Raw genomic sequence first — 15,737 nt, forward strand, 5'->3', positions numbered from 1 at the left:
GAGGGCACGCCAAGCGAACGCGCGCGATGCCATGCCGATCAGATTCCCAGGCTGTTCCGAAGATGCCAACCCCGACGGAAGCGACCGACTCCCGTTCTGCCAGAACACGGTCACACTCTGACCCAGAGCGGCGCTCAACGCTGATTCGTCGTCGAACCGCGGGTACCTCTCTCGCAGCAATGCTGCCGGGCCGAGGACGAATGCTGCCACGAGGCCGCCCCACTGATCGCCAGTACCGCAATACTCGACCGCGTGGGTGCGGACAAGATCTTCATCAGTGGATTTCCCTCGGCCGGAAGTCGATCAGTGTGGCGCGGGAGGCACATACGTCTCGGCGTGCTGTACCGGCTCGATTGCGGCGCGGTAGTTTCGGCGAACGATCAGGGCAGCGATGACGGTTCCGATCAGCACGAACAGTCCGGTGTCGCCGGATAGGTACTCGGTCACGACGACAGGGTGCTGGGTCTGTACGAGGTAGCCCGTCAGCAGAGCGAAGGTCCAGTTGTGCGCCCAGTGAGCCAGTACCGCGGGCCACATACTCGCCGAGGCGATCCGTAGATATCCGAACAGGAACGAGAACGCCACCGCACTGGCCGTGAACAGCAGCAGCGTGACTACGCGGTTGCCCTCGGAGTGGTAGTACGGCGTGAGCAGGATGTAGGGCAGATGCCATGCGGCCCAGACGACACCGACGACCAGCAGCGATGCGGTCACACCCCATCGCTGCACGCGTGGCTGCAGGTAGCCGCGCCATCCGATCTCTTCGGTGAACGCGAGAATCGGACCCGTGATCGCCATCGCGACAGCGGCGGAGACGAATTCGGAATCGGGTTCGGTGAAGCTCGCATACCCGAGCACGACCACGGCGACGGTGGCAGCGAGTGACACGAGCATGCTCGATCCCACTGCCACCGGCCACCAAGGCCTTCCCGCACGCAGCATTCCCAGCCGTTCCCATCCCTGCCTGCTCCATCCCTCACGAGTGACGAGGAGCATCATCACCAGGGTTACCAGGAGCGGAGACAGCGCCAAGACGAGACCACCGGCGATATTCGCAGTGGCGAGGGACGTTGCCAAGACCGCTGCTATGAAGATCGCGGCGAGGCGGCCGTCGGACAGCCCATCCGTCATCGAAACTTTCTCCCTTCTGACTGCGTCGCGAGCAGTTTCGCGTGTCCACACGGGTGGGGCATCCAGGTAAACCCGGATCTCGCCCCTGACATCGACATCGGGACGCCCCTGACTCGACGACGCCTCATCACGAGATCGACCTCGACCCGTTCGCACAAGAACTCGCCCGAGATCATCGACTCACCCGTCGGCAACGCGGTAACCTCTAGGCGAAGTCCGCGACGGTCAGCAATGGCCTAGCAGCCCGTCACCACGGAGTCTGCTGGAGCTTGGGTATTCGAACCTTGCACTATTCGGACCGAACGCCTCGCTTGGGCTGGTTGTTAACCTGTGCCCGTGGGGATGGGACCGAACGCAGACAGCTGGCGGGAAAACACGCGGACCTCTTACGACACCGTCGCTGATAGTTATGCAGACCTGACGCGTCGGCTTTTGGATGAAACACCTGAAGAGCGCGCTGTCCTGGCATTCTCAGCCACTCGACGAATCCAGTGTCCGTGAGCACTGCACAGCCGCCGGATCGAAATTCCAGGAGCTTCCCGGATTTGCGAACCGACATCCTTGTGATTGCCACGTCAACATGAGGATTGAGTGACACGATCAGTCGCATGATTCGAATCGTCGGCGTTGTCTTATCCGCCGTGCTGATCATGTTGGTGGCCCTGGTTAGCAGCAGGCGCCGTAGATTCGTCGGCACTACGACGAGTTCGCGGGCACTCCGGGTGACTGCGCCGACGACTCGCCCTGCTCCCCCACGGCTCGCCGTCGAACTGGTTCCGAAGACGCGGTGGGGCGCCAACTTGCGGTCGGAGTTGTCCGCGAGGGAGTGGAAGCGGCTTCGAGGAATCGTGTGCGAGGCGGCAGGCAACCGGTGTGAGATCTGCGATGGTGTCGGTCAGCGGGCTCCGGATTGCAACGAGGTCTGGGAATACGATGACCAGCAGCAGATCCAGCGTTTGGTCCGGCTCGAGGCGCTGTGCGCGGCCTGCCACGCCGTCAAGCACATAGGCCGGGAGTATGCCGGTGGCCGGGGAGAGCAAGCCCGCAGTCACCTGGCCGAGGTGAACGGTTGGACACCGACGCAAACCGATCTCTATCTCGAGCAGCAATTCGCGCAATGGCGGGTCCGCTCCGAGAAGGAGTGGACGTTCGACCTTTCCGCTCTATCCCAATATGGTCCTCCGTTGCCGCCATCGACCCGGAGGAAGCGTTGCGCGAGTTGCACCGAGCTCTTTCCCCCGGACCAGCTGACGGCCGTCGAAGCGAAGCGATTGCTCTGCGAGGGCTGCTCGAAGGACGAGTCGGCTGGCTCGAGGTAGCGATATAGCCCAGGGGCTCGGGGTGGTTTTCGGCTCAGCGAGGAGTCGGGCACTGGCCTTCGTAGCTGCTCAAGCCCAGACCGTTGGCCTTCTTGCTACGGCCGACGGGGCCGTTCTTGGCGGAGCGGACCCAGGTGCCATTAGTGTCGAGGACGGGCATGCGTTCGCTGAAGGCTCGGCTGTAGTGGATGGTGCCGTCGACGGTGAGGATGCCGTCGCGGACGTCGATGTGGGCGACGGTGGCCCAGAACGAGCTCTTACCGTTGCCGATGATGACGGTGATCTGGTCGGCGTCCTTGTCGGGCAGACCGTCGGGGCCGGGGCGGCCGTAGCGGACGCGCACTCGGGGATTACCGAATTTATCGATGGCGCCCGCTCCGTTGTCCACGGATTGGTACACGTTGAGGAGCAGGTCGCCGTTTTCGGTCGGGCGGACGGTGACCTGTTCGGTCGCGGGAAGGTTGTTCGCGCCGGGACCGCGGGTATCGCCCTGGTGGTGGATGAACGGCCACTTCCTGATGTCGCCCTGGTGACCCTTCTCGCCACTGAGGACCACGTAGTCGCCGGTGATCTCGTTGCGGCAGAAGAAGTACACATCCAGGTCGCCCGTGCCGAACTCGGTGACGCGACCGTTCGCGTCGTATTTAGCGCCGCGGCCGTCCCATTCGAGGCCGACGGTCAGGACATAGCCGGGATCGCCCTTGCGCAGGTCTATGGTGGCGCGGCGATCCGGCGAATCCTTGGTCAGCACGACATCGACTTTGCGTAGATCGACCGCCGGAGCGGGAGGCGTAACGCGCTGGGGTGCAGGCACTTCGGTCACATTCGAATGCGCATCGGTCGGTTCTTCTTCGGCATCGACGACGATGCCGTGATCGGTCGCGAACGCCGCCAGCCCGGCGCTGTAGCCCTGGCCGATCGCGTCGAGCCGCCACCCGCTCCCCCGGCGATACAGCGCGACAGCTTGCAGCACCGTCTCCGAGTCCAGACCCGGTGGCACGAAACTCACCGATTGACTCGCCCCGACAGCCGAGACGCGCAGACCGGTGACCGCACCGAACCGAATCCCCTGCGCCTCGGTACTCCCGGTGATCACCACCCGGTGTATCTCGGCAGGCAATGCCGAAAAATCAATCGCGACAACAGCATCGGACTCCAACCGAACACCCGACGCCGCCGGATTGTTGAAGAACACGAAGTCGGCATCGGAGCGCACCTTGCCGTCGGCGGTCAACAACACCGCGGCGATGTCGACGGCCCCGGCCGGGCTGTCGAGATCCAGGCGCACCGTGTACTGCCCGTCGACGAGATCGGTCTTGGACCCTTTGGAAACCTCGACCATCGTTGCCGCACTCCCACTCATGATTCTGCCCCTCCGCCAGTCGACTGAGCCCCACGGTACCCGCAGGGTCTGTCGACGGTCCCGCACTCGGTAACCGGCCCGGACCTGTGGGGATGACCAACCCCTGTCGGAAAACCGTTGGAGTTGGTCACAGGATCGGTGTGCACCGGTAGCGGCGGGGGCGAGTGTGTCGTTGACTGGCTGGATGGACATCCGTGAACTGAACGACCGCAAGTCGGGTCGTCGGGTTTCGGTGGTGGTGCCCGCGCTGGATGACGAGGACACCGTCGCCGGGGTGGTCGCTTCTGTGAAGCCGCTACTCGGTGGGCTGGTCGACGAGTTGATCGTGCTCGATGCCGGGTCCGCTGATCGCACCATCGCGCGGGCGCGCGCGGCCGGCGCTGAGGTCTACACGCGGGAACAGGCTTTGCCCGGCGTTGCGATACGACCGGGCAAAGGCGAGGTGCTGTGGCGTTCGATGGCGGTGTGTACCGGTGACCTGATCGTCTTTCTCGACGCGGATCTCGTCGAACCCGATCCGATGTTCGTGCCCACCCTGCTCGCCCCGTTGCTCACCGACCCGCATATCACCCTGGTCAAGGGTTTCTCTCGCAGGCCGATGCCAGATGACGCCGATGGCGGCGGCCGGGTCACCCAGTTGGTGGCGCGCCCGCTGCTCACCGCGCTCGCACCCGCACTGGCCGAGATTATTCAGCCCCTCGGCGGCGAATGTGCCACTACCCGTGCGTTTCTCTGCCAGATCTCCATCGCCAGCGGGTACGGCGCGGAGATCGGGATCCTGCTCGATTGTTGGCAACGACGTGGTTTGTCGGCCATCGCCCAGGTCGACCTCGGGGTTCGGGTGCACCGCAATCGACCGACGCACGAACTCGCGGTGATGAGCCGACAGGTCGTGGCGACTCTGCTCGACCGACTCGGCATCCGTGATTCCGGAATCGGTCTCGTGCAGTTCCTGCCCGGAGAAACCGGTTGGCGGCGAACACCTTCCGAGGTGAGCCTGGCCGACCGGCCGCCGATGTCGCGCCGTCTCGCCGAGTACCGCGACATCGCTTGACACGCGAAAACGCCGGCCCCGCAGGACCGGCGTTCACGCTCTATACAGCGACGAGACCGAAGTCCAGTTTCACCAATTGATCGGCGCAATCGAAGTACCGGTCGTCATGAGTGATCACGATGACGGTCTTTCCGCGCCGCTTCAGATCGGTGAGGATCTCGTGATAGAACACGTCACGGAAGCGTGGCTCCTGATCAGCGGCCCATTCGTCGAAGACATAGATCTGGCGGTCCTCGAGCAGGGCGGTGAGCAGGGCCAGTCGCTTGCGCTGCCCCTGTGACAGATCGACCGTCGACAACCGCCCGTCCTGCACGGTCACCTTGTGCGCGATCTGCAACTCGTCGAGATAACGCTGGACGTCGGCGTCGATACCGGGGCGGTCGAAACCCAGGTAGTCCTCGAACAGATGGAAATCGGTGAACACCGCCGACGAATTCTGCCGGTACCACTCGATGTTGTCGTGGTCGATCCTCTCCCCGTTGAGCGACAACGACCCCGAGCGTGGCACATACAGACCGGTGATGAGCTTGGCCAGCGTCGACTTCCCGCTGCCGTTGCCACCGACGATGAACGTGATCTGGCCCGGTTCGAAAACCAGGTCGATCGGACCGAGCCGGAAACCGGCGTCGTCGGACTCGTCGAGTCCGGGCGGCGGAGCCAGCGGTCGCACATCGGTGCCACCGTGGTCGACCCAGTTCTTGCCGTTGACATCCACCTGCGCGCCACCCGGATGCGCACCGGGATGCGCGGGATGCGGATGCCTGCCGTTATCCGCACGCGGCGGCATCCCAGGACGCGGCGGATGCCCGCCCGGCCCATGCGATCCCGGCGGCGGTGGCACCTGCGAGGGCGCCTCCGAGCGATAGATGTAGCTGACGTTGGTCAGTTCCAGCTTGGCCTCCCCTGCCGCTGGACGCTCCGAATACGGCAGCGACTCCTCGTCGTGCAGCGTCGTCATCGACAGGTTCATCGCACGGATCTTGGCCAGCGCCACATCACCACGCAGCAGATCGGGGATGCGGTGCATGAAGTTCTGCATCGGCATCGCCAGGAACGTGGTGACCAGCACGTAGCCAACCATCGTCTCGCGCGGCAGATCCAGTGCGGCCGCGATGACGAACAGGATCAGCGCCATCGTGCCCAACTGCAAGGCCTGGCCGAAGCCCTGGGCGTAGGAGAACTTCGAGCCCGCGTCGGTGTTCTGATCGCGCAGCGTGCCCGCCGAACCGAGCAGGTGCCGGTCCATGAAGTCACGACGCCGACCACGGTGCAGCTTGAGTTCCTTGATCCCGAGGGTCACGGCCTGGAACGATCGCAGCAGCGCGTCCTCGTTCTCGCGGGCTTCCCGGTAGATACCGCGAACCCGCTTGAGGACCAGTTCCACACACGCGATGCCGACCAGTGTGCCGCCCACTGTGACCGCGAAAATCGGTCCCGACACCACGGCGAGGAACACGAAGCAGCCGACGATGGTCGCCACATCCACGCAGATCGACGGAATAGCGGTGACGGCCTGTGACAGCGAACGCACGTCCTCGGTGAGCGTCGCCATCAGGCGATGCATGCCGAGCCGCTCGAGGTGTTCCAGTGGGGCGGAAACGATTCCGGAGCTCAGATCACTGCGCAGCCGGTAGATCGCGTCCTGGGAGAGCCGGATCAGCAGAACCTGCGACAGCACACCGCTGACGAGGATCACCAGACCCGCCGCCCCGAAGCGCAGTAGCAGATTGTCCGGTTGCGGGCGCGGCGAGACGACCGCGTTGATCAGCGTGACCAGGTAGGTGTTGGCGACGCCGCAGATCAGGCCCGCGGCGACGACGGCCGCGATCCTGGCCGGCGACAGCGCGGCGAGAAAACGGAGCAGATGCATGACTTGACTGCGCTCTCAGCTGCGGATGACATCGAACACGATGCCCTCGAGGGTGACACCGGGTGCGAACGAGAACGCCACACCGGTCGAGATCGGTGCCGCCGTCTGCGCGTCGCGGATCATCCGCTCCAACACGAAGATCAGCGAGACACTGAGCATGTTGCCGTGCTCGGCGAGCACCTCCCAGCTCGGCGCCGCCAGTTCGGCGGGAATGCCGAGCGAACGCGCCGACTCCTCGATGATGCGGGGACCACCGGGGTGGATCGCCCACAACTCGATATCGGACTTGCCGAGTCCGTTGCGCGCCAACACTTCCGACACCACCGGGTCGACACCGCGGTAGATGTAGTCGGGCAGGCTGGTCGACAGTTCGCAGGTGATGCCCGCGTCCTTCACACCGAGCACGATGCCGTCCTCGGCGTCGTCGAACAGGTGGCTGAAGCTGTCGCGGATCACGACGCTGCCGGGGGCGAGTGGCTTGTGCACCTGGTTGGCGCCGATCACCACCACGCCACAGCCGTCACCGAACAGGCTGTGGGTGATCACGTCGTTGACGTCGTCGTCGAAAACGGCGTTGACCGAACTCAATTCGATGCACAGCACCATCGCCTTCTTGTCCGGATGGGCCCGGACGTAGTCGACGGCGGCGCGAACGCCGTTCATGGCCGCGGCGCAGCCCATGAAGTTGATGACCATCCGGCCGACCTGCGGCGACAGACCAAGCTGCTTGACCACCGCGACGTCGACGCCGGGGGCGATGAAGCCGGTGCTGGTCACGAAGATCAGCTGGCCGATGTCGGCGGCCGGGTCCTCCAGTCCGGCGACCGCGCGCCGTGCCACGTCGACCGCCAACGGCACCGCGTGCTCGAGGAACAGGTTCATCCGCTCCCGGATGGTGCCGGGCTTGCGACTGAATTCGAGGAACTCGGGATCGAGCGGGTCGATCACCAGGTGACGGGTGTCGATCCTGGTCTTGGCGTAGATCCGCGGAATGCGCTGGCGCTGCACGGGATCGGAGAACATTTCGGCGACCCGGCCCGCGTTCACGGACTGATCGACGACCAGCGAGGGCGAACCGGTGGCGACCGCTTCGATCACGCCGACGGTCGTCGGCGGCGTAGGTGGTAGCAGGTCGTGCCCGCGCTCGACGTCGGGCGTGCGGAGCAGGTCAAAGGAAACAGACACGGGCACTTATCCTTTCGAGACAGATCAGAGGTGGCAACGGCCGGGTCAGACGGTTCCGATGCCGGAGAAGCCCTGCGCGGTGTAGGTGACGCAGGTCTTCAGCGCTGACGGTGCGCAGTGTTCGCGCACGAAACCCCACCGGTTCTCCTCGGCCTCACGAGAAGGTGCGAGCAGGTAGGTCCGGCACAGCTTGGGGAAACGATCTCCGAAGAAGCTCTTGGCGGGCAGCCACTCCACGCCGAACTTCGCGGCTTCCTCACGCACCACGTTCTCCGAGGCGATATTGGCAAAGCCGCTGCGCTGGAACGGAAGTACGTGGTGCGCCCGGTGCGAGCTCAGTCCGGCCGAGAGGAAGCAGTCGACGTACTTGTTGCCGACCACGCTCAGGTCGTAGGCCTGCTCGAGCTGGTTCACCGCCCAGTCCTCGGTCTCGGTGTGCAGTTCCTCGGTCGGGATCTCGAAGTCGTGACTGGCCACCACCATGAAGGTGCTGATCCACAGCGTGATCACGAATTGCAGGCCCCAGGCGAGCAGGTCGCCCGCGAAGGCGAAGGCCACGAACTCGGCCACCAGCAGGAACCGCATCCCGAACGAGCCGATGAAGTGTGGCAGCGCGCCGCGCCAGCTGCCGTACATGTCCTTGATGCCCACCTTGCGGGTGAGCCGGCAGACATCGAGGAGCCGAATGATCATGCCCGTCAACAGATGTCCGAACTTGTGCACCGTATGCACCGGCACCCGGTACAGGCGCGGGATCTGCATCATCATCGTGAAGACGTTCTTCTTGATGTCGACTTCACTCTGGGTGTGCGGGTGGTGCAGCAGTGCGTGGCCGTCGGCGGTGACGAAAGACAGTGCGACATAGTTCATGTCGAAGGCGTTGACCGCGTACTTGTTCAAGCCCTTCTGCGCGCGGTGGATCGCGTAGTGGCCGAAGCCCGCCAGCGAGCTGCGCAGCAGCACCATCGCGATCACGAAGGCCGGCAACGGCATCCAGCTCGTGTCGTAGAGACGCAGCGCCTGCACAGCGATATAGGCGAAGATCAGCACGCCGACGACGATGTCGAAGGCCCGGTCCATGCGCTTCAGTCGCGCGGCCAGCTCGGGCTCCTTGAGCCGGGCCTTCACCTGGTGCAGCAGATCGGACTTGTTGTCGAACTTGTACTTCGGGGTGTCGTCCCAGCTGTTGAAGCCGTCCTTGAACAGGAAGTCGGGGGCGTTGTTCTTGGGATGGATGTCCTCGGGCGTGGCATCGCGGCCGAGACTGTAACGCTCGATCATCCGCGAGATTTTTTCCGGATCGCGGTGGTAGGAACCGATGATCGAGGTGATATCGCGATTTTTCGTGCGCCCGATGAAGAATTCACCGCCTGGATGCTTGGAGATCCACTCGCTGAGGTCGTAGGCTCTTCCGTTATAAACCCATACGTTGTTGACGGGAGGACGACCCCCCGGGCCCGGCGGTGGCGGGAGCTCACGCTCCGCTTCATCAGGTCGATCATCGATCGTCATTAGTTCTTCCTCCGTGTCCGATCGGCGTCCGATGCGTGTTGCCTGCCGACCAGCGTCCCGACACGTATAGTCCTTGTGGCGCCTTGCATCTCGCTGAACATTCTCTTATTGGATGCGCACTCGTGCGTTCGTGATTCGTTTACCGCTGGCGACACCCAGACGACACACCGGCCCGGGGGCTGCGGAGGGCACTGCGTGCCAGGTTCCGCTGACCCCGGACCGGTGTGGGTTGATCCGGTACTACCGGCGAATATCAGCCGGCGGGCTTGATGATATTGACCGGCTTGGCCCAGTTCGACAGGCCGACGGTGACCTCGCCCTGGTCCTTCTTCACCACGGCGCGAACAAGATTCGGGCCGTCGCCGGTGGAGGCAGCGTCCGAGGGCTTGGTGGAATCGGAGGCGGGCGGAGCGGTGTCCTGGATCCACACGGTGATCGGCATGGTGCCCGCGTTCTGGCCGATGCGCGGCACGATCGGGTCGATCACGGCGGCGTCGATGGTGCCCGAGACCTTGACGGTGTTGATGCCGTCGATCACCTCACGGCCCTCGGTCTTCGCGTTCTGGATATTGGCGATCACATTCGCGATGCCCTTGTCCTTGTCCAGGATGACGCCCGGATCATAGACCTTCTCGGCCGGACCCGCGGGCACGTAGCGGCCGCCGGTCTGGGTGTACAGGACCTTGTCCACCACAAGGAATTTCGCCTCGGTGAAGGAGGCTTCGGGGGTGAGCTTGACCTTGGCCTCGCCCATCGCGGCGCCCGAGCCCTGGGTCTCGTTGGTGACGTCGGCGGAGACGGTTTCCACCGGCAGGTCTGGCAGGTTCTTCACGTTGATCTTCAAGTGCACGTTGTGCAGGGTCTGCGTGGTCTTCGCCGACTCCTTCACGATCTGCGCGCCGTCGGGCAGCTGGCCGGTGGGTGCCGGACCCGCCGTGGTGGCCGAATCGTCTTTCGTGCAGCCGGATACGAGGGCCGCGCAGACCGCCGCCGCCGCGACGACCGAAGTGATGCCGGAACGTCGCGCGAAGCGCCGACGCGAAGTGGGGTTCGGTGCCATGTCGATCAAGTTTCATCCCCTGGAGATGGTGGTATATCGGTATAGGGCAGCCGAAGACCAACGTTCATCTCGTGCTCCCCCGTCGGCGATATTACCCGAGGAATTCGATTTGCGAACCCTCCGCGCGCACTGACGATTCCGGCTCTCCGAGACCGTGCGCTCGACCCCATTACCCCAGTTCAGGCGACCGCGTGGCAGCGCCACTGAACCTCGATGCTGTGCTGTTGCGCCCGCTATGGGGCAGGTTGGTTGCCCCGGCCCAGCGGTAGCGCGACGCGCAAAGCTCGAATGTCGTCGACCAGATCGGCATAGCCTTCCTGGACCTGAGCGAATCGCAGGACGGCGTGGTGCTGGTGTTCGGCGCTCTTGGTGTGGCGCAGCGTCCACTGAACCTGCGTGTAGTTGTCGGCTACGTGGCTGATCACCTCGCCGAGGGAATGGGTGTGGCGGCGGCCCGAGGTGGGGCGAGGAAGGTGGCACGACGCCCACTCATCGATCAAGCCGATGACGGTGTTGATCCGACCGCTGGTGACGGCGGCATCGAAATCCGCCGGTCGACGGGTCGTCGACACCGACGCGGTGAGCAGTGTCGCATGCAGATCAGCCAGCTCGCGCGCCCACTCGATCAACGGGGAACCGCCCTGCAGATTCCCGGCGACGGCCAGCAGCAGCTGGCGGGCTTCGAGCAATCCCTCTGGGGTCCGTGCCCGCACGCCCGCCACAGCGCGGTTGTCAGGCGCCACGGCGGAGCGGCCTGCGTGGGTCACTCCGTTCATTACACACACCCGGCGCACTGGCGTATGGCCATGTCCCGCTGGCCACGTCTAGGGGTCGTGGTGATCATCATTCGATTACAACGCCAAAGACTTTCTGCGACAATGACATTCGACCGGACATGTCATCGGTAGCGCCATGCGCGGATGACATCGGCCGAGATCGTCTGCACGCGCCCGCATTGCTACGCGGTAGCGAGGCGGTATCGAGTCGTCGAACGCGGAGTGCGCTGGTCGGTCGGGATCATCCGCCGGATCACCTGACATATGTCCCGGACATCGGAACGCGAGGACGCGAGGGTCGCGGTGTGCACCAACTGCCCCAGCCGGTCGCCGACTCGCCTGCTGTCGACCTGGCCGGTCATTTCCAGCGAAGCCGTCGCGAACGAGACCGCATCGTCGATCTGGCCGAGGCGGAAGGCGCCCGTAGCGACAGTGATGTTGTCGAACAGGATGCTGCGGGCCGGTCGTCCTGGTGTGGACGCGGCCAACGAGGCTCGGGCGGCGTCGACAGCTTCGGCCGTGTAGCGCTCGGCGGTCTGTCCGCGGGCCGTCAGGGCGTATTCGTTGTAGATCACCGACTGCATACCGGTGAACTCCCCGGGGGTGAAGAACACCCGGGTCCACGGCTCAACGGGGTCTGCGCCTCTGGCGATCGCTTCTTCGGAGCGCGAGAGCGCGGTCCGCATCCGGCCGACATCGCCCATCATGGCGTGCGCCCATGCCTCATTGGCATACAAGCGGGCGGATTCTCCACCGCCGGCGGCGTCTTGGGCGGGCAACTGCCCGAGTTGGAACATCCGCAGGGCAACGCGTGGGTCGCGCTCGATCAAGCTGATCCGGCCCAGGACGTAGAGCGTCGACGCCACCAGACTGTCCGCGCCCGCCCGCCGCGCGGAAACCAAGGCCATGGTGGCGTATTGGCGGGCGCGATGTTGATCACCGATGTCGTGGTGGGCCCATCCGATCAGGCGGGCCAGGTCGGCGGTGGCGACCAGCAGCGAGTGCGCGTGCGCCGTGTGTCCGCGGTACTGGGCCAGCAGCGCGGTCGTCGATTTCAGCAGATCGACAGCCTTGCGCGCGACCGAGCCGCCACCGTGTCGCTGGTCTTGTGCACGCAGTCCCGCGATGGCGTTACGTACGGCAGCGAGGTCGAGTTGCGGTGTGTCGCTGACGCTCTCGGGACCATCGAGAGACGGCAGCCATGGCGTCAGGATGTCAGCAGAACCTACGACGGCGGTCGCGAGGGCCTCCAGCAGAGTCGCATTCGCTCCGCGACGTGTACCTGCACTGGGAAAATCGGGAGACTGTGACACCGTTTCACGAGCGATTCCGACACCGTGGTCCCGGGCTGACGGAACGGAGTCGATCTCGGGTACCGGTGCGCCGAGCACGGCCAGCAGGCCACGGTATGTCTTACTCGGCCTGCGGACCTCGCCGAGCTCCCAGCGCGCTACGTGGCGTTCCGAACACGCGACGTTGATGCTGTCGCGGCGAGCTCGATCGTTGATCATCTCGGCGAAATCCCCACGGCTGAGCCCTAATCGAGCGCGGCGATAGGTCCGAAGTCGCTGTCCCCAGCTGTTCACGGCCCCAGCGTCGGGATAGCCGCGCACGGTTTCGGGGTCGGTGACGTCCATGAGTGGGCCCCACTCTTGTTGCGCCGCAGGGTATGTCACAGTCCGGACTCACCCTCTGACTTGTTCGCAAAATAATCTTGGTTGATAATCTAACCTGATAATCAGGATTGCGAAACTGGTGGCAATCGCCGCACAGCAGCCCGATACGGTGGGATCCATGGCACGAACCGCACGAAAAGTGCTGCTAGGTCGCGAGATCGACGCGCTCCTGCGACGGTCTCGAACTACCCAGGCCGACGCGGGGAAGATGATCGGGGTCAGCCAGTCACGTATCGCGGCGGTGATCAGCGGCACAGGCAACCTGAGCGCCCAGGCGCTCGACGAGCTGGTCAGAAAGCTCGGCGTCACCGACGAGGACTACATCGCGATCCTGCTCGATCTCCGCGAAGACAGCCACCGCCGCGGATTCTGGAACTCCGGTTATCGCCGCGCCTACATCGAGGAGCTACGACTACTCGTCGACCTCGAGGATGTGGCCGATCGCCTGCGCGAGACCGGTGCCGAGATAGTTCCCGGCTTGCTGCAGCACGAGAGCTATATCCGCGCGCTGCACGAACCCCTGCAACCCGATCCCGACGATCCGGGCGCGGTCACCGTCGACGACTACGTGCAGGCCCGCATCGCACGTCAGCGAATCCTGCTCAAGCGGGGAGCACCCGAGTTCCACGCCATCCTGTCCGAGTCCTGCCTGCGCCGCACCTACGGCGGGGACGCGGTGATGCTCGCCCAGATCACCCATCTCCTCGAGCTGTCCCGCCGTCCGAACATCCAGATCCAGGTCATGCCCTTCACCCACCAAGCACCCGGCGCGGGCATGGAGGATCGCTACATCCTGGTTCGCGTGCCCTCCCCGGGCGCTGCGGGCGATCTCGAGATGGCCATCATCGAAGCCCAGGGCGAGATCCGCTACATCGACGACAAACCCGCTGTCGGGATCCGCGACAAGATCTTCAACCGGCTGACGATGACCGCGTTGAGCCCCCACGACTCCCGTCAGTTCATGGAACACCTCGTCCGCGGACTCCGCAGCCGACCGACCATCCAGCGATAGACCTGCCCCACCTCAACCGCAGAGGAAACACGATGTCCGACAGCGACTTCGAGCCCCGCCCCATCGACACCAACAAACCCAGCTCCGCACGCATCTATCACCACATGATTACCGGCGAGGTGATCTTCGAATCGGATCTGCCGTTCATTCAACGGCTCTACGCCGATATCCCCTTCTATCCGTTGTGGGCCCAGCACAATCGCCGGTTTCTCGGTCGCGCCGTTCGCCACATGGCAGGCACCGGAATTCGCCAGTTCCTCGATATCGGGTCCGGTCTGCCGACCGGCGGTAACACCCACGAAGTCGCGCGTGAGCTCGCCCCCGACTCTCGCGTCGTGTACGTCGACAACGACGAAGAAGCGATCAACCGCGCCCGCGACCTACTGCGTGAACAAGGCGTCACCGACACCGCGACAATGGTCGACGCCGATCTGCGCGAGCCCGCGCGCATCCTCGCCCACCCCGACACCCAACGCCTGATCGACTTCAGCGAACCCGTTGGGCTGCTGTTGGTTTCGGTGCTTCCGTGGGTCACCGACGCCAGCGAGCCCGGCAAAATCGTCGCGCAACTGCGCGACGCGCTGGCCCCCGGAAGCTACATCGCGATGACACATGTGTCGCTCGAGGACGCGGGCCCGGAGATCAAAGCGCAGGTGGCCGCCGGCGCTGCGGTCTTCACCGATGCCAGCACACCGGTCACGCTGCGTACCCGTGCGCAGTTCCAAACGTTCTTCGACGGGTGGACCATCGCCGACCCGGGCATCACCTACGCCACGGACTGGCGACCCGACCAGCCGATCGACCACGACGACTATGCCCGCCCCTGCAATTTCGCCGCTATCGGCAGCCTGCCGTAGTGCGCGCCCGCGCTGTCGGCGACGTCGCCGACAGCGCTGTTCGAAAGGATCCACCATGTCGTTACCGACACCGCCCGCTCGTCATTTCCGTAAAGCGGCCGCCAGTTCTCCGCAACAGGCGTGCGTGATGGTCTACCGCGACAACCACCGCACCATCCTCTGGGACGACAAACTCGCAGGCCCCGTCGATACTGCGACCCAACCGGTCCCCCTCGATGAATGCCTGACCCTCGACCACCACCAGTTCGAGGCCCTGCAAGCCGCGATCCGAGCGGGCCGGCCCATCCGGGGAGCTCTCGTCATCGCTCAAAGATTCGACGGCCTCTACGAATTCAGCGCCGCGCCGGAATGCAGAGCATCAGCCGGGACCGCTCGCCTCTTCTTCGACCGCCTCGAATACACCGCGTTCATCCACGCGGTGCACCACCGGGAGTTCGAACGATCGACCTTCCTCTCCCCCGCCGCGTGACCGACTCGGCCGTGAGCTGATGGCTCACCGGTCCCCAGTTCGGCAGCCTCGGCCGAATCCCTGACCACCCTCCGCTGAATCTGTGCGGGATGGCTCATGCCATGCAGGGTGATACCTCTGACGTTGATTTCCACACCATCGCGACAACATTCGCCGCGATGGTGTAACTCGTTGCGTACCAGCGCGAATGGACCTGGTGGATTCGACCGTGATAGGAGAGTTGTCATGTCGTCGTCATCGTCCGTTCGCCGGGGAACCGGCTCGCCTGTGCCTGAAGTGATCTCGGCAGGGTGGTGTGAGGGGCTGTGACCGATGTCGACGCCGATTGTCCCTGGCCATGAGAAAGTCCCCACTGGTGGCCACGTGTAGGTCACCACTGGTGGCCACCTAAAAGTCCCCACCCCCTTCGGCGGGTTGACCGTGTGTCGACCCGGAGCACAGGCCCTGGGCGGT

At 64.5% G+C, this 15,737-nt stretch carries 12 protein-coding genes; 4 read left to right on the forward strand and 8 right to left on the reverse strand.

What is annotated here, in order from left to right; translation table 11 throughout:
- Window positions 1-303: 303 nt before the first annotated feature.
- Together IBJ82_RS25065 and IBJ82_RS25070 are read right to left on the reverse strand one after the other, a co-directional pair.
- The gene (locus tag IBJ82_RS25065) at window positions 304-1,131 is read right to left on the reverse strand and encodes a CPBP family intramembrane glutamic endopeptidase (protein WP_194828398.1); all 828 of its coding nucleotides are present in this window, start codon (window positions 1,129-1,131) and stop codon (window positions 304-306) included.
- Between the two features lie 1,353 nt (window positions 1,132-2,484).
- The gene (locus IBJ82_RS25070) at window positions 2,485-3,813 is read right to left on the reverse strand and encodes a TerD family protein (RefSeq protein ID WP_228537585.1); all 1,329 of its coding nucleotides are present in this window, start codon (window positions 3,811-3,813) and stop codon (window positions 2,485-2,487) included.
- A gap of 166 nt (window positions 3,814-3,979) precedes the next feature.
- Between IBJ82_RS25070 and IBJ82_RS25075 the strand changes: the two genes are divergently transcribed.
- Complete coding sequence (locus tag IBJ82_RS25075; RefSeq protein ID WP_370585466.1) at window positions 3,980-4,867, forward strand: glucosyl-3-phosphoglycerate synthase; 888 nt, start codon at window positions 3,980-3,982, stop codon at window positions 4,865-4,867.
- A gap of 40 nt (window positions 4,868-4,907) precedes the next feature.
- Here the strand turns inward: IBJ82_RS25075 and IBJ82_RS25080 are convergent, their stop codons facing one another.
- The 6 genes from IBJ82_RS25080 to IBJ82_RS25105 all read right to left on the reverse strand — a co-directional run bounded on the left by IBJ82_RS25080 (window position 4,908) and on the right by IBJ82_RS25105 (window position 12,907).
- Entirely contained in the window at window positions 4,908-6,737 is a 1,830-nt protein-coding gene (locus IBJ82_RS25080; protein WP_194828399.1) for an ATP-binding cassette domain-containing protein, read from the reverse strand.
- A gap of 15 nt (window positions 6,738-6,752) precedes the next feature.
- The gene (locus IBJ82_RS25085; RefSeq protein ID WP_194828400.1) at window positions 6,753-7,922 is read right to left on the reverse strand and encodes a 3-oxoacyl-[acyl-carrier-protein] synthase III C-terminal domain-containing protein; all 1,170 of its coding nucleotides are present in this window, start codon (window positions 7,920-7,922) and stop codon (window positions 6,753-6,755) included.
- A 45-nt stretch (window positions 7,923-7,967) separates the two neighbouring features.
- Complete coding sequence (locus tag IBJ82_RS25090) at window positions 7,968-9,434, reverse strand: fatty acid desaturase (protein ID WP_194828401.1); 1,467 nt, start codon at window positions 9,432-9,434, stop codon at window positions 7,968-7,970.
- A gap of 253 nt (window positions 9,435-9,687) precedes the next feature.
- Window positions 9,688-10,494, reverse strand: a complete 807-nt coding sequence (locus IBJ82_RS25095; RefSeq protein WP_194828402.1) for an LppX_LprAFG lipoprotein — start codon at window positions 10,492-10,494, stop codon at window positions 9,688-9,690.
- Window positions 10,495-10,727: 233 nt separating this feature from the next.
- The gene (locus tag IBJ82_RS25100) at window positions 10,728-11,270 is read right to left on the reverse strand and encodes a hypothetical protein (protein WP_194828403.1); all 543 of its coding nucleotides are present in this window, start codon (window positions 11,268-11,270) and stop codon (window positions 10,728-10,730) included.
- A gap of 182 nt (window positions 11,271-11,452) precedes the next feature.
- The gene (locus IBJ82_RS25105; protein ID WP_194828404.1) at window positions 11,453-12,907 is read right to left on the reverse strand and encodes a helix-turn-helix transcriptional regulator; all 1,455 of its coding nucleotides are present in this window, start codon (window positions 12,905-12,907) and stop codon (window positions 11,453-11,455) included.
- Window positions 12,908-13,064: 157 nt separating this feature from the next.
- Between IBJ82_RS25105 and IBJ82_RS25110 the strand changes: the two genes are divergently transcribed.
- From IBJ82_RS25110 to IBJ82_RS25120, 3 genes are read left to right on the forward strand one after another with little or no spacing between them, the layout of a single operon-like run.
- Window positions 13,065-13,958 carry a helix-turn-helix transcriptional regulator gene (locus tag IBJ82_RS25110; protein ID WP_228537586.1) on the forward strand — a complete coding sequence of 298 codons (894 nt, stop codon included), beginning with the start codon at window positions 13,065-13,067 and terminating at the stop codon, window positions 13,956-13,958.
- Window positions 13,959-13,990: 32 nt separating this feature from the next.
- A complete protein-coding gene (locus IBJ82_RS25115) occupies window positions 13,991-14,815 on the forward strand; it encodes an SAM-dependent methyltransferase (protein ID WP_194828405.1) in 825 nt (274 codons plus the stop codon).
- A gap of 55 nt (window positions 14,816-14,870) precedes the next feature.
- The gene (locus IBJ82_RS25120) at window positions 14,871-15,284 is read left to right on the forward strand and encodes a hypothetical protein (protein ID WP_194828406.1); all 414 of its coding nucleotides are present in this window, start codon (window positions 14,871-14,873) and stop codon (window positions 15,282-15,284) included.
- Window positions 15,285-15,737: the final 453 nt, after the last annotated feature.

This window comes from Nocardia sp. XZ_19_231 (genome assembly GCF_015355705.1).
Lineage (GTDB): Bacteria > Actinomycetota > Actinomycetes > Mycobacteriales > Mycobacteriaceae > Nocardia > Nocardia salmonicida.